Consider the following 20,653-nt stretch of genomic DNA (forward strand, 5'->3'; position numbering starts at 1 on the left):
GATAACATTCTGCAAGCCAGGCAGGGGGCGGTCTCTGTTAAATTGAGCAGAATTTGAGCAGCCCCGTGGCGAGGCGCGATCAGATCACCTGGCGCGCCGTATCGGCCTGTTCGACCCGGTTGCGGCCATGGGCCTTGGCCCGGTACAGCGCCTGGTCGGCGCTCGCCAACAGCACGTCCAGGCTCGGCGCGGGCGTATCGGCGGCGCAGCCGGCCAGGCCGATGCTCACGGTGATCTGCAGGCGTTGGTCGCCTTGCGCCACCTGCAGGTCCTGCACCGCGCGGCGCAGGCGTTCGGCGGCGAACAGCGCGCGTTCCGGGGCCAGGCCTGGGATCACCACCACGAACTCCTCGCCGCCCAGGCGCCCCAGTAGCTCGCCATCGTGCAGGCGTTCCTGCAGGGTCAGGGCGAACTGGCGCAGCACCTGGTCACCGATTGCGTGGCCGTACAGGTCGTTGATCGACTTGAAGTGGTCGATGTCGAGCATCATCAGGGTCAGCGGCAGGGCCGGCGCATGCTGCTGACGGCTGTCGAGCAGGGCGTTGGCGCGGCGGGTGAAGGCGCTGCGGGTGAGCACGCCAGTGAGGTGGTCGATGGTCGCCTGGTGCGCCAGCCGCGCCATGAGGCTGCGGTTGGCCTGGCTGACGCAGGCCACCACCAGCGGCCCGAGTACCAGCATGGCGATGCCCAGGCGCGCCGACATCAGCGTGGTCACCCCGGTCTCGCTCTGCGGCACGCTGAAATGCATGAGGTTCTGCGCCACTGCCACGATCAACGTGCTGCCTGCGGTGAGGGTGAGCAAGGAGACCAGAAAGGGCGAGTAGGTCCACGCGCACCACAGCAGCGCGGCGATCGGGAAGGCGATGGCCCCAGGCCCACCGAAGACGATGCTCAGCCCCAGCGAGGCCAGCAGCACCAGCAGCGGCGCCAGGCGTACCGGGTGGCCGCCGCTACGTACCAGGGCGCGGGCGGACGGTGCGGTGAGCAATACCGGCAGCACCAGCACGCTGGTGGAAAACTGCTCGCTGAACCACGCCAGCCAAGTGGCCCACAGCGACTGCTGGAACCATGGCGTGGCCATCACGCTGGCGAGGCTGGCCGCCACCATCGCACCGCTGGCGCAGGCGCCGAAAACGCTCAGCACGCCCTGCGGCGTGCGCATGCGCCGGTGCAGGCGGGGCAGGCGCGAGAGCACCGCCCAGATGGTCACCACCACGCCGAGGTTGCACAGGTTGAACCACAATCCTGGGGCCCAGGCGCTACCGGTGGCAAGGTCGCCCAGCACCATCGCCAGCCACACCAGGGTAAAACCAAGCGGCGTGGCCTGGCGCGGGTAGCGCAGCAACACGCCGGCGAGCACCGCGTTGACCGGCCAGAACAGCGACAGCGATTCGATGGGCCGTGCCAGGATGCCACCCAGGGTCAGGGCAAGGGTCAGGCAGAAGAGAATAGCGTAGGACAACAGGCGCGACTGGGCTGGAGAAACCATGGGCTCGACCGGCAAGCGGAAACGGAATCCAGGACGACGGCTTTGAGCACCTGGGGCAATAACGTTGCAGTGTGTTTCCACAGGCTGGCTGATGTCAATCTGCCGCGTGCCTTGGCCCGCGGCAGCGGCGCCATTGCCTGTGCAGCTACAGGCCGTAGAACCACGACACCATCAACACGCTTACCAGCATCACCAGAACGGTGAACGGCACGCCGATCTTGATGAAGTCGGCGAAGCGGTACTGGCCTGGCCCGAGCACCAAGGTATTCACCGGCGACGAAACCGGGGTCATGAACGCGGCCGAGGCGGCCAGGGCCACGGTCATGGCGAACGGATAGGGCGACATGCCCAATTGCGCAGCGGTGCTCACTGCCACCGGTGCCATCAACACCGCCGTGGCGGTATTGGAGATGAACAGCCCGATCACGGCCGTGACGGCGAACAGGCAGACGAGGATGGCCAGCGGGCCGGCGCCGCCGAGCACGCCCACCAGGCCACTGACTGCGAGGTCGATACCGCCGGTTTTCTGCAGCGCCTTGGCGAACGGCAGCATGCCGACGATCAGCACCAGGCTTTGCCAGTGGATAGCACGGTAGGCGCTGTTCATGTCGATGCAGCGGCCGGCCCCCATCAGCAGGCAACCGATCAGCGCGGCGAGCACGTTGGGCACTATGCCACTGACCATCAGCCCGACCATCACCGCCAAGCTGACCAGCGCATGGGGCGCCCGTTCGCGCGCGGGCGCCACCTGGTCGATCTCCGCTGGCATGCTCAGCACCAGGAAGTCATATGGGCGGCTTTGCAACTGGCGGATGGCCTTCCAGGGGCCGACCACCAGCAAGGTGTCGCCAAGGCGCAGTTTTTCCTCCAGCAGCTGCGCTTCGACAGCCGACTGCTCGCGGCGCAGGCCGACCACGTTGAGGTCGAAGCGGGTGCGGAAGGCGAGTTCCAGAATGCTCTTGCCGATGCATTGCGAACCGGGCGGCAGCGACACTTCAGCCATGCCCAGGTCCTGGGACTGGTCGATGAAGTAGGCCGCTTTGAAGTGCAGCGGTTCGAGCTGCATGGTCTGGCAAAGGTTGCGCAGGTCGTCGCCGTCGCGTGGGCCGAACAGGTCGAGCAGCAGCACGTCGCCCTGGTGCAGCACGGTGCTCGAGTCGGCCGTCATCACCCGCGTGGTGAACTTGTGCTGGCGCTCGATGCCGATCACGTTGGCGCCATACCGGGTGCGCAGCTCCAGCTCGCCCAGGGTGTGACCGATCAGCGGCGAGTGCGGGCGGATGCGCAGGCGCCGCTCGCGGCCGTTGAGCTTATAGTCGAGCACCAGGTCGAGCAGGGTACGCCGTGACTCCATCCGGCCGTCCTTGCGCGTTTCGCCCTTGAGCCAGTTGCGTGTCAGCAGCATGTAACCGACGCCGAGCACCAGCACCACCAGGCCGAACGGGGTGAAGCTGAAGAATTCGAAGCCCGCTTCGCCACGGCGCACCAGTTCGCTGTGCACCACCACGTTGGGCGGTGTGGCCACCAGGCTGAGCATGCCACTGATCAGGCCGGCGAAGGCCAGCGGCATCATCAGGCGGCTGGGTGGAATGCGCAGGCGCGCGGCGATGCTCAGCACCACCGGAATGAAGATCGCCACCACGCCGGTGGAGCTCATGATCGAGCCCAGGCCGGCCACCGACACCATCAGCAGTACCAGCAGGCGCGCCTCGCTGTTGCCGGCCCGCTCGCTCATCCATTCGCCGATGCGGTAGGCGATGCCGGTGCGCACCAGGCCTTCGCCGATCACGAACAGCGCCGCGATCAGGACCACGTTGGGGTCGGCGAAACCGGCCAGGGCCTGGTCGACGGTGAGGATGCCTGACAACGGCAGGGCGAGGATGACCAGCAGCGCGACCACGTCCATGCGTGGGCGATTGATGATGAACAGGGCGACGACGATGGCCAGCAGGCCAAGGACCCAGAGCAGCTCTTGGTTCATGGGGAGGGGGTGTTCCTTCACTCAGGGGGCACGTTAGACATTAGCAGCCAGTGTGCCAGCTCGTGGTGAAGGCGTTATTGACATGTTGCAGGAATTTGCCCGCAGCGGGGGCAGGCCAGGGACAGCGCCCTGGCCGCGAGGAATCAGTGGCGGTGACGACGGTGCTTGTGCTTGTGGCTGCTGCCGCTGCTGCGGTTGTTGTCACCTACGTGGTTGCCCAGGGCACCACCGGCCGCGCCGCCCAGGCCGGCACCGAGGGTGGAGCCGGTCGAGCCACCGACCGCGCCGCCCAGCAGCGAGCCACCGGCCGAGCCCAGGCCACCGCCGATGGCGGCTTCTGTACGATTGCCCTTGCGCGCGCCCACGGCGCTACCGGCGGCGCCACCCAGGCCAGCGCCGATGGCCGCGCCGGTCTTGCCGCCCATGGATTGGCCAACGATGTTGCCCAGCGCCCCCCCCAGGCCACCGCCAATGGCGGCGGTACCGTCACCGGCGAAAGCGCCTTGGCACAGCAGCAGGCCAAGGGCAAGGGAAGGCAAAGTCAGACGCATGATATGAACCTCAGAGGAATCATCGGGTAAAGGTGGGTTGGAAAGACGCTTCAGCGGTGATAACGATCACGGTACTGACGGTCGTCATCGTCGCGATCGTGGCGGCGGTGATGACGGTCGCCACGGTCGTGGTCACGCCATCCATCGTCGTCGTGGTGGTGGTGATAGCAACCTGCGGTGAGCAGGACCGCGGCGAGTAGGGTAAGGCTGGCAAACGACTTGATCACGATATAGGTCCTTGATCCGCAACGGTTTACGGGACACTCACTGAGACTGGAATCGATCCATTTGGTTTCCTGGGCGCGCAAGAATTTCTGACGCCAGCGATAAGCGGCGCTACTTCGGCGAAGGTATCGGAAGGAGATGCAACAGGCTTGGGGCCGCCAAGCAGGGCGGCCCCAAGCGTCGAGGAGGCGATCAGGAGGCTGGGTGGATGGCGAGAATCACGCCGTTGGTGATCTGCACCAGCACGTAGTGGTCACCCATGCGCACCCAGTGGCTTTCTTTCTCGGGTGCCGGCAGGCCCTTGGCCTTCCAGTCGGCGATGGCCTGGTCGTCGCGCTTGTACTGGTCGGGGGCCTTGTCACCGACCTTGACTTCGCGGTTGTGGGTTTCCGGGCCCTCGATGCTCTCCACAGGGGAGGAGGCTGCTGAGGCGGTCATGGGCAGCACGGGCAAGGTGGCAAGCAGCAGGGCGGGCAACAGGGCGAGCGGTCGCATGGCGTTTCCTTGTGCAGTGGTAGGTCTTCTTGCGACAGCGCAGGACGCGTGACAATTCACTCCGATTGCCCAGCAGTGCTAGAGTCGCGTTCTTTTTCATACCGAGGGTTGAACATGCGAGCGATCGTGCCGATGGCCGTAGTACTGATGCTGGCCGGTTGTGCTTCAGCGACCATGGATACGGCGCGCGGCGGCAAGCCGACGGCGCAGCTCGACTCGCAGAAGGACCCTGAATTGGTCGCCCAGTGCATTCAGTACAGCTGGCAGGATGAAGGGCGCTTCGGTGTCGACGCCAGCGGCTACCTGCAGCCTCGCGACCAAGGGGGGCTGACCGTCTACACCCGTGGCGCCGAGTCGTTCGTCGACGTCTACCCACAAGCCGGCGGCACCCATGTCGACTACTACGCCAAGCAGAACGACGGCGTGGCCCTGCAACGCCGCGCCGCCGCCGCGACCTGCCTGTAAGGCGCGGCTGCTACCTCAGGACAGATAGCCACCGTCGACGTTGAGCGCGGTGCCGGTGGTGTAGCTGGACGCATCGCTGGCCAGGTACAGCACCGCGCCGGCCATCTCTTCGGGCGCGGCCACGCGCTTGAGCGGGATCTGCTGCAGCGCGGCATTGAGAATGGCGTCGTTCTTCACCAGGGCCGAGGCGAACTTGGTGTCGGTCAGACCCGGCAGCAGCGCGTTGCAGCGGATACCGAACTGCGCGCACTCCTTGGCGAACACCTTGGTCATGTTGATCACCGCAGCCTTGGTCACCGAATAGATGCCCTGGAAGTGGCCGGGTGACACGCCGTTGATCGACGCCACGTTGATGATGCTACCGCCGCCGTGCTCGCGCATCAGCTTGCCGGCCTCCACCGACATGAAGAAATAGCCGCGGATGTTCACGTCCACGGTCTTCTGGAAGGCGCCTGGGTCGGTGTCCAGCACGTTGCAGAATTGCGGGTTGGTGGCGGCATTGTTGACCAGGATGTCCAAGCGCCCGAACTGCTCGCGGATGGCGCCGAATACCTGCTGGATCTGCTCCAGCTCGCCGATGTGGCAGGCCAGCGCGGTAGCCTTGCCGCCGGCGGCGATGATCGCGTCGGCCACGTGCTGGCAGCCTTCGAGCTTGCGACTGGAGACGATCACATGGGCGCCCTGCTGGGCCAACAGGTGGGCGATGGCCTCGCCGATGCCGCGGCTGGCGCCGGAGACGAAGGCGATCTTGCCATCGAGGTCGAACAGGTGGGTCTTGGACATGCGGTGTTCCTTGTCGGTCGTCGGGGCGGTTGTCAGAGCACGGACTTGTCGATGACCTGCAGGGTCATCTGCTCGAGCAAGCGGTTCATGTGGATGAACTGGGCGAAGCGCTTGTCCTGGGTCTGGCCGTGGTAGTAGCGGTAGTAGATCTGCTGGACGATGCCGGCCAGACGGAACAGGCCGTAGCAATAGTAGTAGTCGAAATTGTCCAGGCCGATGCCGGCGCGCTCGGCGTAGTGGTCGACGAACTGGCGGCGGGTCAGCATGCCCGGTGCGTTGCTGGGCTGGCGGCGCATCAGTTGCACTGCAGGTGGGTCGGTCGCCTCGATCCAGTAGGCCAGGCTGTTGCCCAGGTCCATCAGCGGGTCACCGATCGTCGCCATTTCCCAATCCAGCACGCCGATGATGCGCATGGGGTTTTCGGCATCGAGGATGACATTGTCGAAGCGGTAGTCGTTGTGCACGATGCCCGGGCGCGGGTGGTCGGCCGGCATCTTCTCGCGCAGCCAGGCCATCACCTGTTCCCAGGCCGGGGCATCCGGGGTCATGGCCTTGCCATAGCGGCTGCTCCAGCCTTCGATCTGGCGCTGCACGTAGCCTTCGGGCTTGCCCAGGTCGGCCAGGCCGCAAGCCTGGTAATCGACCTGGTGCAACTGCACCAGGCGTTCGATGAAGCTCTTGCACAGGCTTTCGGTGCGCATGGCATCCAGGCCGAGTTCGGCGGGAATGTCCGAGCGCAGGATCACGCCCTTGACCCGCTCCATGACATAGAACTCGCTGCCGATCACCGCGCGGTCGGTACAGTGCACGTAAGCCTTGGGGCAGTAGGGGAAGCCGCTGTTGAGCTGGTTGAGGATGCGAAACTCCCGGCCCATGTCGTGCGCCGACTTGGCCTTTTCGCCGAAAGGCGGGCGGCGCAGCACGAATTCACGGTCCGGGTAGGCCACCAGGTAGGTCAGGTTGGAAGCACCCCCGGGGAACTGACTGATGCCTGGCGTGCCCGCAAGCCCGGCGATGCTGGCCTTGAGAAAGGCGTCGACGGCCTGCGCATCGAGTTCTTCGCCGGGGCGTACCTGGGTGGACGAGTCGGTGAGCGTCATGCGTTTTCCTTATTATCTGTCGCAAGGACTATTGGCTAATCTAATGGGCTGAGTCGGCTGGAACAAGCGTGCCAGCGCCCTATAGGCGAGGGTGTTGCCCACCGATCAACTGCCCTGATGACGCCCTTGGCCTGCAGGCGAAAAAAAACCGAAGCCACCCGGGCTTCGGTTTTCGTATCGCTCGACAGGCCCGCCACTCAGGCCGGGAACAGCTCGCTCAGCTTCATCGACAGCATCATGTCGCCTTCGACACGCAGCTTGCCGCTCATGAATGCCTGCATGCCGTCGGTCTCGCCGCTGACGATGCCCTTGAGGGTCTCGCTGTCCATTACCAGGGTGCAGTTGGCATCCGGGTTTTCGCCTTCCTGCAGGTCGCAGGTGCCGTCCTTGACGATCAGCGCGTAGTGCTTGTCTTCGTCGGTGACATTGAAGCCGAACACCAGGTCCAGGCCGGCGGCAGCGGATGGGTTGAACTTCTCTTGCATCTTCTTAACGGCATCAGCTACGGAGGTCATGGTGCATTCCTTATAGAGTGGTTTTCACGTCCCCGCGGGGACACAACAGGCCGGGTCATCGGTAGGTGATGAGCTCCGGCGCCCTCAACAGCTGCACATGGGCCTGGCTGTTGAAGGTGGCCAGGGACACGTCGCGACCACGGAATTTCAGCTGGCTGAGCGACGTGTTGATGATCTGCCAGTTCAGCGCGAAGGCCTGGCTGGGGGTGATACGGGTGACCAGGTGGAGCAGGGCGGCAATGGTACCGCCGGAGGTGAAGATGGCAATGTTGTCGCCACTGCCGGCCTGATCCAGCACCCGCAGCAGGCCAGCCTCGACCCGGCCGGTGAAGGCCTCCCAGGTTTCCAGGCCTTCGCCCGGGTGCTGGCCGTCGTGCCAGCGCTGCACCATCAGTGCGAACAGGCGCTGGAACTCGCTGCGGTGCTGCGCGCCGTTGCGCAGGATATGCAGCGCGTCGGGCTCATCCTCCAGCAGGGCCGGGGCCAAGGCCCGGACCACGCCGTCGGCGTCGAATTCATTGAACGCCGGCTCGGTCTCGATCGCCGGGGCCGCGCAGCCCGAGGCTTGCATGGCCTGCAGGGTGAGGCGTGCGGTGTCCTGTTGACGCCGCAGGTTGCCGGCCAGGCAACGATCCAGGCGAACCCCTAGCTGCGCCAGGTGCTCGCCCAGGGCGTGGCTCTGGCGCGCCCCAATGGCCGACAGGACGTCGTAGTCCTCGGCGCCGAAGGAGGCTTGGCCATGGCGGATCAGGTACAGGTTGCCCACGAAAGTGTCCGGCGCAGTAAGGTTGATGCGAGGTTAGGATGCCCCACCCAGGCTGTCAACGAAAAAACATACAAGCGTTTGAAAAGGTTGTTTGAACTGTGTTGCGAGCATTTGCGCCGGCTGGCAGGGTCATCGGCGCACCGGTATGCTTGCAACAGTTTCGCGCCGTGCAGGCGCTGTCTATCAAGGAGTCAACGTGGAGTTTCTTGCCGAATACGCAAGCTTTCTGGCCAAAACCGCCACCCTGGTGATTGCCATCCTGGTGGTGCTCTCCGCCATCGTCGGCATGCGTGGCAAGGGCCGGCGCAAGCCGGGTGGGCAGTTGCAGGTCACCCGTCTCAACGAGTTCTACAAGGAGCTGCGCCAGCGCCTGGAGTCGGGCCTGCTCGACAAGGCCCAGCTCAAGGCCCTGCGCAAGCAGCAGGCCAAGGCGGAAAAACAGCAGAAGAAGGGCAAGGGCAAGGCCGAGGAGAAGGCCCGGGTGTTCGTGCTCGACTTCGACGGCGACATCAAGGCCTCTGCTACCGAGAGCCTGCGCAACGAGATCACCGCACTGCTGACCCTGGCTACCCCACGTGACGAAGTGGTGCTGCGCCTCGAGAGCGGTGGTGGTCTGGTGCACAGCTACGGCCTGGCCGCCTCGCAATTGGCGCGTATCCGCCAGGCCGGCATCCCGCTGACGGTGTGCATCGACAAGGTCGCGGCCAGCGGCGGCTACATGATGGCCTGTATCGGCGAGAAGATCGTCAGCGCGCCGTTCGCGGTGCTCGGTTCCATCGGCGTGGTGGCGCAATTGCCCAACGTCAACCGCTTGCTGAAGAAGCACGACATCGACTTCGAGGTACTGACCGCGGGTGAGTACAAGCGCACCCTCACCGTGTTTGGCGAAAACACCGAGAAGGGCCGGGAGAAGTTCCAGGAAGACCTCGACGTCACCCATCAGCTGTTCAAGGACTTCGTCAGCCGCTATCGCCCGCAATTGCACATCGATGAAGTGGCCACTGGCGAAGTGTGGTTGGGCGTGGCTGCGCTCAACCGCAAACTGGTGGACGAGCTGCGTACCAGCGACGAATACCTGAGCGATCGCGCCCGCGAGGCCAACCTGTTCCACCTGCACTACGCCGAGCGCAAGAGCCTGCAGGAGCGGATCGGCGTGGCGGCGAGCGGCACCGTGGAGAACACCTTGGTCAGCCTCTGGAGCAAATTCGGCCGCTTGCGCTAACACCTTGAACCTCTTGAAGATTTTTTTAAATCAGGGGGTTGCAAGGTTGTTCGAATGCAGACATAATGGCGCCCATCGAAACGCAGCGAACTTTGAAAAAGGTTCAGTGTTTCAAGGAGATAGCAAAGCGCAAGCAGCTAGATCCGACTTTGAGGCCGAGTAGCAAAGTGGTTATGCTCCGGATTGCAAATCCGTCTACGCCGGTTCGATTCCGACCTCGGCCTCCATATTCGAAAGCCCCGCAGATTAACGTCTGCGGGGTTTTTCTTTGTGGGTCGGAAAAGCCAAGAGTTCCGAAACAAAAAGCATGGAGTTCCGAAACTTCAGCCTTTGGAGGGCTTCGCGATGGCGCCGACGCGGCGGTAAACGCGCTCGGTGATCCCCTCTTTCGAATGCCCCAGCAGCACGCTTGCATCGCTCAGATCGTTGATCTCCGACGCCGCCTTCGGTCGGATGTCGCGGAACTGGAACTGGGCGATTCGATTGGCCAGGTCCGGCTTCTTCTCGACCTCGGCCTTCACCCTGGCATCCTCTCGGGCATCTGCCCATCGGTTGCGCAACATCGGCCAGCTCATGCGCTTGCCGTGCTCATTGATGATGAAGAACGGCGAAAGGTGCTCGCTCGTCCTGCGCATGATTCGCTCGAGCAGCTGGCCCAGGCTGTTCTTCACCCCGTCCACCTCCAAGACGATCCTCAGTCGCTTGCCGGTCTTGCCTTGGCTGACCAGCAGGTAGATCCCCTCTATATCGTCCTTTCGCATGGACAGCACGTCCGACGGCCGCTGGCCGGTCAGATACGCCAGGTCCATCGCGTCCTTCAGCTCCGGTGGAGCCTCCTCATACACCGCCTGCCATACCGTTTCGTTGGCGTAGTAGTCGCGCGGTTTCTCCTTGTTTTTCCTCACGCCCAGGCACGGGTTGTCCCGGGTGGTCAGCCCCCATTCCCTGGCTGTGTTGAATACGTGGGAGAACAGGGCGATTTCCCTGTTCGCCCTGGTCTTCGCCGAACGCGAGTCGCGGTACTGGGCGATCATCGCTGGCGTGATGGCGTCGATTGGCGCCGAGTCGAACACGGCGCGCAGCTGCTTGAGCTCGTAGATGTTGTCCTTTTGGGTTCTGGCGGCCTTGCCCGGGATGATCTTCAGCAGGTACTCGTCGAAGATCCCCTTCATCGTCGTCAGCTCGGCCGGGGTGGCCTTGGCTTCGAAGTCGGCCCATTTCAGCTTGGCCTGCACCAGGTCGGTACCGAGAGGGATTTCCTTGCCGGCCTGGTCGCGGTAGTAGTACCCCACCCACACTTTTCCGTTCTTCCTGGTGCGCTTTCGTCGGTACATGCCCGGCGGCAGGTCGCGGTTCTCGGTACTTCTGGGTCGCATTTCACTTTACTCGGGAGAAATCAGGGGTCCAGGCTGGCGCCGGGGGCGGGGCTGCAGCGACCGGCACGGTGTCGATCACCACGCCGCTGAGCTTCTGGCGGGCGTACTGGCGGCCAACCAGTGGCCGGCCGCCGCGGCTCTCGACGAAGTGCCAGCCTTTTTCTGTGAGCCAACGGCGCTGCCACGCCCGGGGTTTGTAGCCGGTGATCACCACCAGCTCTTCGTCCGAAAGGATCTCGGTTTCCATGGGATGGTCTCCACGCCGCCGGTGGCGGCAGGTTGGTGGTCAGTATTCGCCTTCGGTGATGGAGTGCTCGACTGATTGCGATCGAGCGTCAGCCGCTCCCATGAAGACTTGGTTCAGAGCGGTGTCCTGAAGAGCGCCGACTGCATCAGTGCCTTCGTCGTCTTCGCCGAGGACGGGAAGCGCTTGGTGGCGGATCAGGTCGATACCCACGCCTTCGGGCACATCGAAGCGGGTGATGACTGTGGAGGTCACGGTGATGATTGGCATGGCAATAGCTCTCCATGCCCGCGCATGTCGGCGGGCTTGAGTTGTAGGAGGAGGGGTTACTTGATGCGGTCGAAGAAGTTGCCGCCGCGACGTTGATAGGAGAGGCCGGACCAGCGGGATGCAGCGCTACCGGCCTGCCTGATGTCGACTGCTTCGGCTGCATAGCCAATGTGCAGCACCTCATCGCCGGCAGCGCTGCTGAGCACGATCATGGCTGCCAAAGGCTCGCGCTCGATCTCGTTGCCCTCAATGTGCTGGGCAATGGCTCGAAACCAGTCAGCCAACTTCTTGCGCTCGGCCTGATTGGCAGCTACCTGGTTATTTTGGAGCCGGCGCTTGACCGGAAATTGGAATACTTCGGCGCTCATCGAGGCCCCCTGTAGATCAGGCAGGCCATGTACATCAGGGGCAGGATCATGGCTGCGGTTCCTTGCTTGGTTGCAGGTCTGGAATCGGCTGATAAGCGACGATCTCGGTGCCGAAGTCCTTGCTGGTGAAGTTGAACTGCCCGAACGGCCATCGGTACTCGAAGGTGCCAGTTCGCGCGCAGCCGGCAAGCACGCTGCCGCAGCGCAGGCGCACATCGATCCAGTCAGATACTGGGTCTTCGTCGTGCTCTGCCTCGAGCCAGTGGCCTTTGAGTTTCTCGACCGCCTCGACCACCTCGGAAATTTCGAACTCTCGTCCGCGACGGCCGATGATGCCGTGAATCCGGTGAATGCCTTGTTCCCAGCGATCCTTGCGGACCAGGGCGCCGTCGGCGCGGAACTCGTAGTCTTCGATCTTGGCGTCGCGGAACTCAGGCCGCCGGAAATCTTGCTCTGTGACTTGACGGCTCACAGCTGATACCTCTCATCAATCCAGCGCCCAGGCGCCAGTGCGGGTGTAGGTTCGGGTTGTGTTTCGTGCGGGGAGAGCTGGCGCTGGTTGCCGGCCTGCAGCTGGCTGTCGGGGATGCAGCTGATGCCGACCCCGTTGAGCAGGTAGCAGGTGACGCCGCGCCGGCTGTCGTGCTGCACGTCGATGACGTTCTCGGTTGCGCTGGCGCCGGTGGCCAGCAGCAGGAGGCAGAGGGCGAGGCGGGTCATGGCTCGATCCTCTTGAATTCGACTACCCATACCCATGGATTGGAGGTCCAGGCTTCAGGGCCGTTGATCGACTCCCAAAGGCGCCGAAACTGCACGCCCCAGGCGGCATCAAGGTGCTCAGCAACTGGCAGATCTGGCCCTTCGGCCTTAGCCTGGTCCTCGCTGATCTCCTGCAACCGCTCGACGCGCACGTCGGTGACCTCCAGCAGGATGCGGCTGGCCCAGCGGGGCATGTGGATGCTTGGCTTCCATGTCGGCTGCTCGGCTTCATACGGCGTCAGGCCATCAGCGGCGTAGACCAGCGTGCCGTCTTCGCGAGCGTCGGTAACGTCAAGGTCGGCGGGTTTAAGGTACGGGCCGCTCATGACTTCGAAGTGGTCGCAAAACCAGGTTTCCCGCACCCAGAGCCGGTCGCCGGGTTTTCCGTGAGGGCAGGAGATCGGGTATTCCATACCATCGCTGTCGACTTCGGAGTCGCCGAACGCATTGAACGGCCACCATCCGTTGCCGTGATCGAGCATGATGAGGCCGTCGGCATGAGACTTTGTTGCCTTCACTACTCGCCGTGTCACCGTCTTCCGGCCATCCAGAATGGCGCGGACCATCGGCCCGCTGAACAGGATCGGGCGTTCCTTTGCTTGAGACATAGCTTCGCCTTGGCCGCCATATCGCGGCAGTGAATAGAGGGGAGAGGGTTTGGTACTAGGTGGCGCGACAGCCTTTGGTATCGCTTGTCGGCTTTTTGGTGAAGCAGGGAACCTTCACGCCGCTTATGCTGGTCCCTAATGTTAGGGACTGATATCAATAGCTTGCGGATGAATTCTCATGAGTGCTGACAAACATGAGCGCCAATATCAGGCGTACCAAGCGCTGAAGGATTTGAGTGACTTGGCCGCTGACACGATGAAACAGATTGCATACGAGCAGATGGATCACATTGATTGGGACGAGACTTGCCGTCGGCACCGTCAAGCTTTCGCCCGCTGGATTGAGTACGCTGAAGGGCAAGGCGCGGAGGATGCAGCTGGCCCAGGCGGGGCACCACGGCAATTAATTGATTCAGCGGTTAAGAAATAGTTAGCTATTGCGTAGCGTTGCTGTAGCCTGAGATGACAATTCATCACTTTGAGGCCCAGCCATGCGTAATCGCGGTAAGGTTTACTGGGATTGGGCAAATTCGGAATTGCACTTCCGCAACTACGACGAGCGCCTGCCCTGCGGCACCCTCATCAACATTCAGGTCCGCACCTCCAAAGAGAACGTCACCCAGCTCTTCTTCGGCATTTATGGCCAGAAGGGGCTCATGCTTATTGAAGAAAATCACCCTGATTGCAAAGGGCAGACGATGACCGCAGCCATGGCCTGGGCGCTCCAGCGCGCCAACGACTGGGTAGCAGGTCAGCGGCTCAGCCCTCGCTGAGTGAATAAAGGGGAGAGGGGTTAGAAATCGAGAGAGTATTCAGCCAGGTAGGCTTCTTGCGGGGTCTGGCCACGCGCCCAGTTGTATTCCTTCCACATCTCTGGCATGCCTGGCGTGTGCCCGTGCTTGGCGGCGATAGCCACCAGTTCGGCCCACCACTGCTCCCAACTCATGGCTGAATCTCAAGGGCCGCGCGCACATTCTGTATCAGGAGCCACTCGGTATCGCTTCGGCCAACGCCATCGTCAATCAAGGCCAGCACCTCTCGCAGTAGTGCATCCCTCTTGGCCAGATGGTCACGCAGGACTGCGGCCTCATCACTGGCGGCGGCGCGCTCATCCTCGCATTCGCGTAGTTCCTCGCAGCAGAGCAAATAGCGATCGTCGTCGTTTAACTGCCCTGACCCTACGCGCTCCTTCACTGGCTCGCCGGTAACTCGGGCCTGAATGGCTGCCCAGGTCGGCTCGTACTCTGGCCAGTCGCTTTCGATCACCAGGCACTCGCGCTGCGGCAGATGCGCCTGGAGGTGAAAGAGCGGATCAACCAAGGCGCTCCGGTAGGCCACCGGCACTTTCGCCAGGTCGCTGCGCTTGATGACGATGTACCGGTCTTCGCGCTGGAAGGGCACGCTGACCATCTCGGTGTTGCTGGATCGGTTTTCTGTGGGCATGGGGAAACCTCGCGGCTATAGTTGCCCGCTCAAGAAATGGAGGTTCTTATGGAATGTGTTGTATGCAACAAGCCAGCAATGGAAGAAGAGCGATTCGGTGACTATGCCGACTTCGATTGCGACGATTGCGGGAAGTATCGTGTGACTGGAACGGTGCTCGGGATTCTTGATCGGGCTCAGTGGCTTCGCACTACTGCAATGCAGCAGTGGATAGCCGAGCAGCATCAAGCGGGTGTTGAGCGTCCAATCATCAATAGCGCAAATGCAGAGTACGAAGGGGTGCTATATCGCTGAGCAAAGCCGTGACGGCCATTATGCGGCCTGTAGAAGCGCCTCTATCACTCGCTGACCAGCCAGCGGAGGCACTGCATTTCCCGCCATGTGCATGGTTAGCCGGTGGTTGTCCGGCCGCAGGGTGTCAGCCGGGAACGACATGGCGGCCAGGGCCTCGTTGGCGCTGAGCATCCGCATGCGATCGCCGTCGACCAGGGCCCAGCGGTCCAGGGTGGTGATGGTGCCGATCGGCCGGTTGATGTCTCGGCCGGTGGTACCGGAACCTTTGCCGTAGTAGGGCATGATAAATCGGTCACCGAAGCGCTGGCGCCCGTTGCCCACGCGTTCCAGCGTTGCCACGGCCCGGCCTGGCTTCTCGATCTGCGACCAGCGTCCCGCGTCGAAATTGAGGAAGCTGCTGGCCGGAACGTGCTCGCACTGCTGCAGCTGCAGCTGGATCGGCGCTTTGCTCTTGGTGCAGATTAGGAACAGGCGCACACGGTGTTGCGGCACGCCCAAGTCGGCGCAATCTACGATGTGCGGCGCGACCTGGTAGCCCAGGCGCCGCATCGCGTCGACCCAGCAGGGGTAGAGCACCCAGTTCACGAACTCGGGCACGTTCTCGACCACCCAGGCATCCTGATCAAGTACTTCAGCAGCAGATGGCACCGCCCAGGCGGTCGAGCGAGAGGCGTCGTGCTCTGGATTGCCGTTCTTCTTGCCGCGGGCCTTTGCATGGCCCTGGCAGCATGGGGAGGCGATGCCGATGTCCGAGCGCGGCACCTTTGCCCAGTTCGCCTGCTGCAGGTCCTGGCACACGTGCTCGGTGTCCTGGTGGTTTGCTGCATGCCACTTCACGGCCTCTGGCCAGTGGTTTGCCGCCCAGAGAACCTGGACGCCTGCGGCGCGCGCGCCGGTGCTCCATCCGCCGAGGCCGGCGAACAGGTCGATTGCTGTGGTCATTGTGCGATTTCCGTCTCAAGCGGCTTTGTGAATTTCTGGCTTCCAATCCGCCCAGCCGATAACGGGCATCTTGGTCTTGGGGCTGATGATCTTGTTGCCCTTCTCGTCGAGCAGGGCGGCTTTGCACCGGATCTTCAAGTCGCGGCAGGCGCCGGCCCGCTTGGCCAGCTCGATGAACTGCTGAGCGTGCTGCGGGGTGTCGAAGAGCGCGCTGAGCTGCTTCACCTTCTCGCCGGCCATGATGGCGTCCGCGTTGCGCTGAACGGCCTCAGTCCATTCGGCTAGCGTCAGCTCTAGGGGGGGGGCAGCCAGCCTTGCCGCTTGGCTTGGTCGCCTTGGTCTGCTTCCGGGCATCGGCGAGTGCCGCGCTCGCGGTCATGCCGAACACTGCGAATGTGCTCATGGTGATCTCCAGGCAGGCGCCGTCCTCGCAGGGTGGCGCTCATAAAGAAAGTGAGATATCTCTAATGTCCGTTTGAGGCGTTATCGAGAGGGAAGGGCTTTGGAGCTGAAAGACGTCTGGGAGGCGGCATCTGCCTTAGGTACATGCGCTGCCGTGATAGTGGCTTTGGTCTTTTCGTATCGCGCCTTAGCGGACAGCCGAAGGATTGAGAAGGACAGATCCGATCTTGCGGCCGCAAGACTCCTGGGGCCGGTTAGCTCACTAGAAGAGCAGGTATCACTTCTGTACGCCTGTCTTGTATTTAACGATGACGACTACGAGAGCAGTGGCCCGCAGATTTCGGGTCTCCTTGGTGAGATTGAATCGGCTGCATCCACTATCACCACTGATGATCTTTATCAGGTTCTGTGCTTACCTAATCACGCAGCAAAGCGACTGGCTCGCGCCCTTGGCTTGATACATATCTTTGCCGGGCAGACGAAATACAGGTTAAGTCAGCCTAGATGGACTCAAAACGAAGTCTCGGCAAAGCGAGAGGCCTATAAGCGATGGACTGAATCGGTTGGTGATATTCGGGACCATCTTCAAATTGCGACTCGCCAGCTTCAATCCGCCGCAGACACTGGGGCTCCTCTGCCTTCATCGGAGGAAATACACGGGTCGGTCGAATAGCTTCAAAGCCAACTGCTAGGCCCTTCGAACCTTGAATCCGAACATGCACTCGATGTCGTGGTACTCGCACCTCTCGTAGGCCTTGTACTTGGCCTGCGACGGGGTGCTGGCGAAGACATCAACGATGGTTCGATTGGTGATGTCCCACCAGTCCCATCCGGCCACCAGCACCTGGTAGCGTTTAAGCGGCAGCTTCTCAGCCATATCGCCGTACTGCATTTCCCAGGTCGGGTGGTAGTTGCGGATGCGCTTCTTCGGGTCGCTGTCGAGGATGACGCCGATGTAGTGGCCACGGTCGGCCATGATCACACCGAGCTCACCGTTGGCGATGACTCGGCGTCCGATCTCTGCTGGCACGCCATAGTGGTCGCGCACGTAGGCGCAGTTGTAGTCGCTCATAGATCGCTCCTTGATCAGGCCGCTTTCCGCGCGTTGAGCACGCGCTGGCGGGCTGTTTCGTACTCGCTGCTGACGATCTCAACCAGTCCTTCAACATCGCCATCAGCGGCCTTGCTGCCCAGGTTCAGGTAAACCGTTTCGCCGTAGGTGAAGCACACCCCGCCGCTGAGCCAGATCCCGCCGCGCTCGACGCCGATGGCCTCCCACATTTCGTCGCGGTCGATATCGACCGGGCAATGCGCTTTCCAGAGGTCTTCCAGGCGCTGGTGCTCGGCCTTCTCGGCCGCGCGCACCTCTTTGTCCGTGCCCTTGGCGTGCTTGGGCGCCCGACGCAGAGAGCGATAGCCGTATTCGTCAGGGCGGCACCAATGCACATCCAGGGCGCGGCTGGCGCTGAGCTTGATGCCGCCGACGTAGTTGCGGGAGCCGCTGTACATCGGCGATGCATCGGCGCCGAACGCCTCACCCAATTTCTTGCGCTGAGCGTCCCAGGCAGCTTTCTTGTCGTCCCAGGCGCGCACGGCGGCCAGAACCTTTGGCGATTCGGTCTTGTAGAAATAGCTCATGGCTTTCTCCATGCATGCGCCGCCCTCCGTGGCCGGATGCGGCATGGTGGCAATTTGGTTTGGGATGGGGTATTAGTCGGCTCTGTACGAATCAGCTAGCGAGACAGCTAATGTTCAAAAATCCTGAATTAGACTCCGCCCTCATCACTACAATTCATCACGAAAGCTTTCTGATGAAGAGTAGCTGGGATGAGTTTGAGCGCCTTGCTAATAAACAGATACTATCAACGTTAAATGCGACGGAGTGTGTTAGTCTTTTTAGCTTCTATACCTCGTTTTTACATCACCTTTATGAATTCTATTTAGCCTGTTTCAAGCGTCAGATTGGTAATGACTCTGGATTTGGCGGGCGCGAGGGCGCTGCTAGAAAAGATAGACTTTTCACTGCAGAAACACAGCGTGTGTTCGATCGGATAAGCGCCAGGCTAGAGGCTGGCAAAGGACAAGGATGGGAGAATGACCCCTCATACTATAAAGTAGCTGTGCCAATCGATTTCGCCGAAGACCTGAGAAATATTCGGAATAGTTCGGCCCATGCTCTGACTTCAAGGGCAGCAGGTGATATCGATCTTTCAGATTTCTACCATAGCTATCACAAATACGTTTACGAGTTATTTAGAAGTGCGCGCGAATACTGGGGCGCATTTTCGATAGAGAACTTGGACATGAAAGCTATATCGAGATTCTCGGTGTTGGTACGTACGTGACAAGCTCAATCCGGGTAGCTAATTTCATCACCAGGGTCGCGCCTCAGGTCTGCCCTGCTTGCTGCTTCGAACTGGCGCGCTAGTTTGGGAGAGATGTAAAAAGCTGGCGCGCCAGGTCGCTCAAGACGACGCGCCCGCTCTTCAGGATCCTGAGCGATCCAAGACAGAGCCAGGTCTTGCCAAAGCTCCTGCACCTGCTTGTACCCGTGCCGCTTGAGTTCAGCGGTGAGTGCTTTCTTGATGCCTCCCGGCATTGTGATGGTGATGTCTTCGATCCCCAGCTTCTCGGCCTTCGCCTTCTCGCGGGCTCGGTAGTCCGCAGAGTGCTTCGCGGCTCCGGTCTTCTGCTCGGCCATGGCCGATACCTCCCAAGCCGCTGGGCGGCAAATTGATGTGTTGCTGGCGCCGGCCGTGCCGGACGCGCGCGGTGATGCGTTTCAAGCGGTGAGCTCCATGTCTCGGTCGTTCCAGCCTGCCAGCCACCAGCCGCAATCAACGGTCATCCAGCCGTAGGGCTGGGAATCGCGGGACTGCTTGTTGTCTCTGCAGGCTCGACCGAGATAGTAAGCAGGTGGGCACTGATAGTGCTGGTTGTGCATGGCTACGCTCCGGTGAGGTAGTGCGCTGGCGCGAACGGTATGTCGTCGTCGAAGTTATCCGGCGGCGCGGCCTGCTGGCTCTGCTGCTGGGGAGCCGGTCGGCGCTGCTGCGGCTGACGATCGGGCGCCTGACCTGGCTGATGGCCCTGCGGCTTGCCGCCCAGGAGCTGCATGCTGCCGCGCATGTCTACGTGCACCTCCGTGGTGTAGCGCTTGATCCCGTCCTTCTCCCACTCGCGGGTCTGCAGCTTGCCCTCGATGTAGAGCTGGGAGCCTTTGCGCGCCCACTCGCCGGCGATCTCCGCGACCTTGCCGAACATCACCACGCGGTGCCACTCGGTGCGCTCGACCTTCTGGCCGGTCTGCTTGTCGGTCCACTGCTCGCTGGTGGCCAGGCTGATGTTGGTCACCGCCTGGCCGTTGGGCATGTAGCGCACATCCGGGTCCTGGCCGACCGCGCCCACCAGAATGACCTTGTTGACCCCGCGGCTCATGACGATGCCGCCCCGGCCAGCACGATCAGCATCAGCGCGAACAGGCTCACCCAGCGGGTGGCGCGTTCGCCGAGCTCTTTCACCTTCACCGCGGCCACCACCGGCAGCGCCTTCGCGTCAATGGCCCGCTCGAGGCTTTCTGCGTAGCGAACGGCTTGCGGGTAGCTGGTGTTGCGGCCGTACACGCGATTGTCGCGGGACGAGACCACCATCCAGCCATTGCCGGCCGGGGTGACGATGAAGCGCGACTTGGCGTGGAACGCCTCGGTGGCGGTGATGACTTCCTGGCGCAGGACTTCGAGCTGATCCTGGCTCTCTCGGATGGCTACTTGCATGGTGGTGATCCTCATTGTGGTCAGGCGTGAAGTTCCAGGGCCTCGGCCCGGCGAACGATTCGAATCTGGGCGGTGCGCCGCTCCGGCGCTCGGCGATCACGGCGCATTGGGTCACCGTCGTTGATGGCTGCGTGCATGGCGATTAGGCCGGCCAGCACGATGCAGAGGGGGCTGATGATCTGCTGACGCATGGCCTTGGTGACCGCCTCGATGCGGCGACCGGCTTCGAGCTTGAACAGCGCGGCCTCGATGCGATTGGCGACCGTGCCAGGGCTCACGGCCATCTGGCGGGCGATCTCTTTTGTGGTGAGGCCCTGGGCCACCCACAGCATTGCTTCCAGTTCGCGTGGAGCCAGCGCCTTGCCGAGCTGGCCAGTCCATGAGCCGCAGGTGATCGTTTCCATGAAGTGTCCTCGGTGGGCTGCATTGGTCGTGACACTCGCTGCCGTAAACCTCCCGGACCAGGGGAGGGCGAACGTCACGACCGATGCAGCCTGGTGATGGGGAACCAGGTGATCGGGCAGTTAACGTCAGGCTGACGTGGCGCTGGTTGTTCAAAACCGCTTCTTGGCGCTCTCATTA

At 62.3% G+C, this 20,653-nt stretch carries 32 protein-coding genes and 1 tRNA gene; 7 read left to right on the forward strand and 26 right to left on the reverse strand.

Annotation, left to right across the window (positions count from 1 at the left end):
* Positions 1-79 precede the first annotated feature (79 nt).
* From IAE37_RS24825 to IAE37_RS24845, 5 genes are all read right to left on the reverse strand, one after another.
* Positions 80-1,504, reverse strand: coding sequence for a GGDEF domain-containing protein (locus IAE37_RS24825; protein WP_201177954.1), 1,425 nt, complete (start codon positions 1,502-1,504; stop codon positions 80-82).
* Positions 1,505-1,634: 130 nt separating this feature from the next.
* Positions 1,635-3,470 carry an SLC13 family permease gene (locus tag IAE37_RS24830; protein WP_201177956.1) on the reverse strand — a complete coding sequence of 612 codons (1,836 nt, stop codon included), beginning with the start codon at positions 3,468-3,470 and terminating at the stop codon, positions 1,635-1,637.
* Between the two features lie 143 nt (positions 3,471-3,613).
* A complete protein-coding gene (locus IAE37_RS24835; RefSeq protein ID WP_201177958.1) occupies positions 3,614-4,021 on the reverse strand; it encodes a glycine zipper domain-containing protein in 408 nt (135 codons plus the stop codon).
* A gap of 50 nt (positions 4,022-4,071) precedes the next feature.
* Complete coding sequence (locus IAE37_RS24840) at positions 4,072-4,248, reverse strand: hypothetical protein (RefSeq protein WP_201178014.1); 177 nt, start codon at positions 4,246-4,248, stop codon at positions 4,072-4,074.
* A 190-nt stretch (positions 4,249-4,438) separates the two neighbouring features.
* Entirely contained in the window at positions 4,439-4,741 is a 303-nt protein-coding gene (locus tag IAE37_RS24845) for an RcnB family protein (protein ID WP_201177960.1), read from the reverse strand.
* 114 nt (positions 4,742-4,855) lie between these two features.
* Here IAE37_RS24845 and IAE37_RS24850 point away from each other — a divergent pair, with 114 nt between their 5' ends.
* Positions 4,856-5,206, forward strand: coding sequence for a hypothetical protein (locus tag IAE37_RS24850; protein WP_201177962.1), 351 nt, complete (start codon positions 4,856-4,858; stop codon positions 5,204-5,206).
* Positions 5,207-5,221: 15 nt separating this feature from the next.
* Here IAE37_RS24850 and IAE37_RS24855 read toward each other — a convergent pair whose 3' ends face one another.
* From IAE37_RS24855 to IAE37_RS24870, 4 genes are all read right to left on the reverse strand, one after another.
* Positions 5,222-5,989 carry an SDR family oxidoreductase gene (locus tag IAE37_RS24855; protein WP_201177964.1) on the reverse strand — a complete coding sequence of 256 codons (768 nt, stop codon included), beginning with the start codon at positions 5,987-5,989 and terminating at the stop codon, positions 5,222-5,224.
* Positions 5,990-6,021: 32 nt separating this feature from the next.
* Positions 6,022-7,089, reverse strand: a complete 1,068-nt coding sequence (locus IAE37_RS24860) for a phosphotransferase family protein (protein WP_201177966.1) — start codon at positions 7,087-7,089, stop codon at positions 6,022-6,024.
* A gap of 197 nt (positions 7,090-7,286) precedes the next feature.
* On the reverse strand, positions 7,287-7,604 hold the full coding sequence (locus IAE37_RS24865) for an SCP2 sterol-binding domain-containing protein (RefSeq protein WP_201177967.1): 318 nt from the start codon (positions 7,602-7,604) through the stop codon (positions 7,287-7,289).
* Between the two features lie 55 nt (positions 7,605-7,659).
* A complete protein-coding gene (locus tag IAE37_RS24870) occupies positions 7,660-8,370 on the reverse strand; it encodes a histidine phosphatase family protein (RefSeq protein ID WP_201177969.1) in 711 nt (236 codons plus the stop codon).
* A gap of 196 nt (positions 8,371-8,566) precedes the next feature.
* Here IAE37_RS24870 and sohB point away from each other — a divergent pair, with 196 nt between their 5' ends.
* Together sohB and IAE37_RS24880 are read left to right on the forward strand one after the other, a co-directional pair.
* Entirely contained in the window at positions 8,567-9,592 is a 1,026-nt protein-coding gene (gene sohB, locus IAE37_RS24875; RefSeq protein WP_201177971.1) for a protease SohB, read from the forward strand.
* Positions 9,593-9,745: 153 nt separating this feature from the next.
* Positions 9,746-9,819: transfer RNA gene (locus IAE37_RS24880), tRNA-Cys, on the forward strand.
* Positions 9,820-9,915: 96 nt separating this feature from the next.
* Here IAE37_RS24880 and IAE37_RS24885 read toward each other — a convergent pair.
* The 7 genes from IAE37_RS24885 to IAE37_RS24915 are packed head-to-tail and all read right to left on the reverse strand — an operon-like array spanning position 9,916 to position 13,217.
* Positions 9,916-10,968 (reverse strand): site-specific integrase, encoded by a 1,053-nt coding sequence (locus IAE37_RS24885; RefSeq protein WP_201177973.1) that lies wholly within the window; start codon positions 10,966-10,968, stop codon positions 9,916-9,918.
* A gap of 1 nt (position 10,969) precedes the next feature.
* A complete protein-coding gene (locus tag IAE37_RS24890) occupies positions 10,970-11,215 on the reverse strand; it encodes a DUF4224 domain-containing protein (RefSeq protein WP_201177975.1) in 246 nt (81 codons plus the stop codon).
* Between the two features lie 39 nt (positions 11,216-11,254).
* Positions 11,255-11,482 carry a hypothetical protein gene (locus tag IAE37_RS24895; protein WP_201177977.1) on the reverse strand — a complete coding sequence of 76 codons (228 nt, stop codon included), beginning with the start codon at positions 11,480-11,482 and terminating at the stop codon, positions 11,255-11,257.
* A gap of 56 nt (positions 11,483-11,538) precedes the next feature.
* On the reverse strand, positions 11,539-11,850 hold the full coding sequence (locus IAE37_RS24900) for a hypothetical protein (RefSeq protein ID WP_201177980.1): 312 nt from the start codon (positions 11,848-11,850) through the stop codon (positions 11,539-11,541).
* A gap of 46 nt (positions 11,851-11,896) precedes the next feature.
* The gene (locus IAE37_RS24905; RefSeq protein ID WP_201177982.1) at positions 11,897-12,322 is read right to left on the reverse strand and encodes a hypothetical protein; all 426 of its coding nucleotides are present in this window, start codon (positions 12,320-12,322) and stop codon (positions 11,897-11,899) included.
* Positions 12,319-12,570, reverse strand: a complete 252-nt coding sequence (locus tag IAE37_RS24910; protein WP_201177984.1) for a hypothetical protein — start codon at positions 12,568-12,570, stop codon at positions 12,319-12,321. The genes IAE37_RS24905 and IAE37_RS24910 overlap by 4 nt, the downstream gene beginning before the upstream one ends.
* Positions 12,567-13,217, reverse strand: coding sequence for a hypothetical protein (locus tag IAE37_RS24915; RefSeq protein WP_201177986.1), 651 nt, complete (start codon positions 13,215-13,217; stop codon positions 12,567-12,569). Before IAE37_RS24915 ends, IAE37_RS24910 begins: the two co-directional genes overlap by 4 nt.
* A 178-nt stretch (positions 13,218-13,395) precedes the next feature.
* Here IAE37_RS24915 and IAE37_RS24920 point away from each other — a divergent pair, with 178 nt between their 5' ends.
* Positions 13,396-13,647 (forward strand): hypothetical protein, encoded by a 252-nt coding sequence (locus IAE37_RS24920; RefSeq protein ID WP_201177988.1) that lies wholly within the window; start codon positions 13,396-13,398, stop codon positions 13,645-13,647.
* A 61-nt stretch (positions 13,648-13,708) separates the two neighbouring features.
* Positions 13,709-13,990 carry a hypothetical protein gene (locus IAE37_RS24925; protein ID WP_201177990.1) on the forward strand — a complete coding sequence of 94 codons (282 nt, stop codon included), beginning with the start codon at positions 13,709-13,711 and terminating at the stop codon, positions 13,988-13,990.
* 20 nt (positions 13,991-14,010) lie between these two features.
* Here IAE37_RS24925 and IAE37_RS24930 read toward each other — a convergent pair whose 3' ends face one another.
* Positions 14,011-14,163 (reverse strand): hypothetical protein, encoded by a 153-nt coding sequence (locus IAE37_RS24930; RefSeq protein ID WP_201177992.1) that lies wholly within the window; start codon positions 14,161-14,163, stop codon positions 14,011-14,013.
* Positions 14,160-14,660, reverse strand: coding sequence for a hypothetical protein (locus tag IAE37_RS24935; RefSeq protein ID WP_201177994.1), 501 nt, complete (start codon positions 14,658-14,660; stop codon positions 14,160-14,162). Before IAE37_RS24935 ends, IAE37_RS24930 begins: the two co-directional genes overlap by 4 nt.
* 48 nt (positions 14,661-14,708) lie before the next feature.
* Here IAE37_RS24935 and IAE37_RS24940 point away from each other — a divergent pair, with 48 nt between their 5' ends.
* Positions 14,709-14,954 carry a hypothetical protein gene (locus IAE37_RS24940; protein WP_201177996.1) on the forward strand — a complete coding sequence of 82 codons (246 nt, stop codon included), beginning with the start codon at positions 14,709-14,711 and terminating at the stop codon, positions 14,952-14,954.
* A gap of 18 nt (positions 14,955-14,972) precedes the next feature.
* Here the strand turns inward: IAE37_RS24940 and IAE37_RS24945 are convergent, their stop codons facing one another.
* The 4 genes from IAE37_RS24945 to IAE37_RS24960 all read right to left on the reverse strand — a co-directional run bounded on the left by IAE37_RS24945 (position 14,973) and on the right by IAE37_RS24960 (position 17,936).
* Positions 14,973-15,896 carry a DNA cytosine methyltransferase gene (locus IAE37_RS24945; protein WP_201177998.1) on the reverse strand — a complete coding sequence of 308 codons (924 nt, stop codon included), beginning with the start codon at positions 15,894-15,896 and terminating at the stop codon, positions 14,973-14,975.
* A 15-nt stretch (positions 15,897-15,911) separates the two neighbouring features.
* Positions 15,912-16,136 carry a hypothetical protein gene (locus IAE37_RS28890; protein WP_236410142.1) on the reverse strand — a complete coding sequence of 75 codons (225 nt, stop codon included), beginning with the start codon at positions 16,134-16,136 and terminating at the stop codon, positions 15,912-15,914.
* Positions 16,137-16,986: 850 nt separating this feature from the next.
* Complete coding sequence (locus IAE37_RS24955; RefSeq protein ID WP_201178000.1) at positions 16,987-17,370, reverse strand: hypothetical protein; 384 nt, start codon at positions 17,368-17,370, stop codon at positions 16,987-16,989.
* A 14-nt stretch (positions 17,371-17,384) separates the two neighbouring features.
* The gene (locus IAE37_RS24960) at positions 17,385-17,936 is read right to left on the reverse strand and encodes a hypothetical protein (protein ID WP_236410143.1); all 552 of its coding nucleotides are present in this window, start codon (positions 17,934-17,936) and stop codon (positions 17,385-17,387) included.
* 110 nt (positions 17,937-18,046) lie between these two features.
* Between IAE37_RS24960 and IAE37_RS24965 the strand changes: the two genes are divergently transcribed.
* Entirely contained in the window at positions 18,047-18,643 is a 597-nt protein-coding gene (locus tag IAE37_RS24965; RefSeq protein WP_201178004.1) for a hypothetical protein, read from the forward strand.
* A gap of 5 nt (positions 18,644-18,648) precedes the next feature.
* Here the strand turns inward: IAE37_RS24965 and IAE37_RS24970 are convergent, their stop codons facing one another.
* From IAE37_RS24970 to IAE37_RS24985, 4 genes are all read right to left on the reverse strand, one after another.
* Positions 18,649-18,999, reverse strand: a complete 351-nt coding sequence (locus tag IAE37_RS24970; protein ID WP_201178006.1) for a hypothetical protein — start codon at positions 18,997-18,999, stop codon at positions 18,649-18,651.
* A 245-nt stretch (positions 19,000-19,244) separates the two neighbouring features.
* Complete coding sequence (ssb, locus tag IAE37_RS24975) at positions 19,245-19,736, reverse strand: single-stranded DNA-binding protein (protein ID WP_201178008.1); 492 nt, start codon at positions 19,734-19,736, stop codon at positions 19,245-19,247.
* Complete coding sequence (locus IAE37_RS24980) at positions 19,733-20,071, reverse strand: hypothetical protein (RefSeq protein WP_201178010.1); 339 nt, start codon at positions 20,069-20,071, stop codon at positions 19,733-19,735. Before IAE37_RS24980 ends, ssb begins: the two co-directional genes overlap by 4 nt.
* Positions 20,072-20,091: 20 nt before the next feature.
* The gene (locus tag IAE37_RS24985) at positions 20,092-20,475 is read right to left on the reverse strand and encodes a response regulator transcription factor (protein WP_201178012.1); all 384 of its coding nucleotides are present in this window, start codon (positions 20,473-20,475) and stop codon (positions 20,092-20,094) included.
* Positions 20,476-20,653: the final 178 nt, after the last annotated feature.

The organism is Pseudomonas sp. S31 (genome assembly GCF_016648105.1).
Lineage (GTDB): Bacteria > Pseudomonadota > Gammaproteobacteria > Pseudomonadales > Pseudomonadaceae > Aquipseudomonas.

Coding starts and splice junctions, on each gene's coding strand:
- IAE37_RS24830 (WP_201177956.1), bottom strand. CDS start 3,470: ATGAACCAAGAGCTGCTCTGGGTCCTTGGCCTGCTGGCCATCGTCGTC.
- IAE37_RS24835 (WP_201177958.1), bottom strand. CDS start 4,021: ATGCGTCTGACTTTGCCTTCCCTTGCCCTTGGCCTGCTGCTGTGCCAA.
- IAE37_RS24845 (WP_201177960.1), bottom strand. CDS start 4,741: ATGCGACCGCTCGCCCTGTTGCCCGCCCTGCTGCTTGCCACCTTGCCC.
- IAE37_RS24850 (WP_201177962.1), top strand. CDS start 4,856: ATGCGAGCGATCGTGCCGATGGCCGTAGTACTGATGCTGGCCGGTTGT.
- IAE37_RS24855 (WP_201177964.1), bottom strand. CDS start 5,989: ATGTCCAAGACCCACCTGTTCGACCTCGATGGCAAGATCGCCTTCGTC.
- IAE37_RS24860 (WP_201177966.1), bottom strand. CDS start 7,089: ATGACGCTCACCGACTCGTCCACCCAGGTACGCCCCGGCGAAGAACTC.
- IAE37_RS24865 (WP_201177967.1), bottom strand. CDS start 7,604: ATGACCTCCGTAGCTGATGCCGTTAAGAAGATGCAAGAGAAGTTCAAC.
- IAE37_RS24885 (WP_201177973.1), bottom strand. CDS start 10,968: ATGCGACCCAGAAGTACCGAGAACCGCGACCTGCCGCCGGGCATGTAC.
- IAE37_RS24890 (WP_201177975.1), bottom strand. CDS start 11,215: ATGGAAACCGAGATCCTTTCGGACGAAGAGCTGGTGGTGATCACCGGC.
- IAE37_RS24895 (WP_201177977.1), bottom strand. CDS start 11,482: ATGCCAATCATCACCGTGACCTCCACAGTCATCACCCGCTTCGATGTG.
- IAE37_RS24900 (WP_201177980.1), bottom strand. CDS start 11,850: ATGAGCGCCGAAGTATTCCAATTTCCGGTCAAGCGCCGGCTCCAAAAT.
- IAE37_RS24910 (WP_201177984.1), bottom strand. CDS start 12,570: ATGACCCGCCTCGCCCTCTGCCTCCTGCTGCTGGCCACCGGCGCCAGC.
- IAE37_RS24915 (WP_201177986.1), bottom strand. CDS start 13,217: ATGTCTCAAGCAAAGGAACGCCCGATCCTGTTCAGCGGGCCGATGGTC.
- IAE37_RS24920 (WP_201177988.1), top strand. CDS start 13,396: ATGAGTGCTGACAAACATGAGCGCCAATATCAGGCGTACCAAGCGCTG.
- IAE37_RS24925 (WP_201177990.1), top strand. CDS start 13,709: ATGCGTAATCGCGGTAAGGTTTACTGGGATTGGGCAAATTCGGAATTG.
- IAE37_RS24930 (WP_201177992.1), bottom strand. CDS start 14,163: ATGAGTTGGGAGCAGTGGTGGGCCGAACTGGTGGCTATCGCCGCCAAG.
- IAE37_RS24935 (WP_201177994.1), bottom strand. CDS start 14,660: ATGCCCACAGAAAACCGATCCAGCAACACCGAGATGGTCAGCGTGCCC.
- IAE37_RS24940 (WP_201177996.1), top strand. CDS start 14,709: ATGGAATGTGTTGTATGCAACAAGCCAGCAATGGAAGAAGAGCGATTC.
- IAE37_RS24945 (WP_201177998.1), bottom strand. CDS start 15,896: ATGACCACAGCAATCGACCTGTTCGCCGGCCTCGGCGGATGGAGCACC.
- IAE37_RS28890 (WP_236410142.1), bottom strand. CDS start 16,136: ATGGCCGGCGAGAAGGTGAAGCAGCTCAGCGCGCTCTTCGACACCCCG.
- IAE37_RS24955 (WP_201178000.1), bottom strand. CDS start 17,370: ATGAGCGACTACAACTGCGCCTACGTGCGCGACCACTATGGCGTGCCA.
- IAE37_RS24960 (WP_236410143.1), bottom strand. CDS start 17,936: ATGAGCTATTTCTACAAGACCGAATCGCCAAAGGTTCTGGCCGCCGTG.
- IAE37_RS24965 (WP_201178004.1), top strand. CDS start 18,047: ATGTTCAAAAATCCTGAATTAGACTCCGCCCTCATCACTACAATTCAT.
- IAE37_RS24970 (WP_201178006.1), bottom strand. CDS start 18,999: ATGGCCGAGCAGAAGACCGGAGCCGCGAAGCACTCTGCGGACTACCGA.
- ssb (WP_201178008.1), bottom strand. CDS start 19,736: ATGAGCCGCGGGGTCAACAAGGTCATTCTGGTGGGCGCGGTCGGCCAG.
- IAE37_RS24980 (WP_201178010.1), bottom strand. CDS start 20,071: ATGCAAGTAGCCATCCGAGAGAGCCAGGATCAGCTCGAAGTCCTGCGC.
- IAE37_RS24985 (WP_201178012.1), bottom strand. CDS start 20,475: ATGGAAACGATCACCTGCGGCTCATGGACTGGCCAGCTCGGCAAGGCG.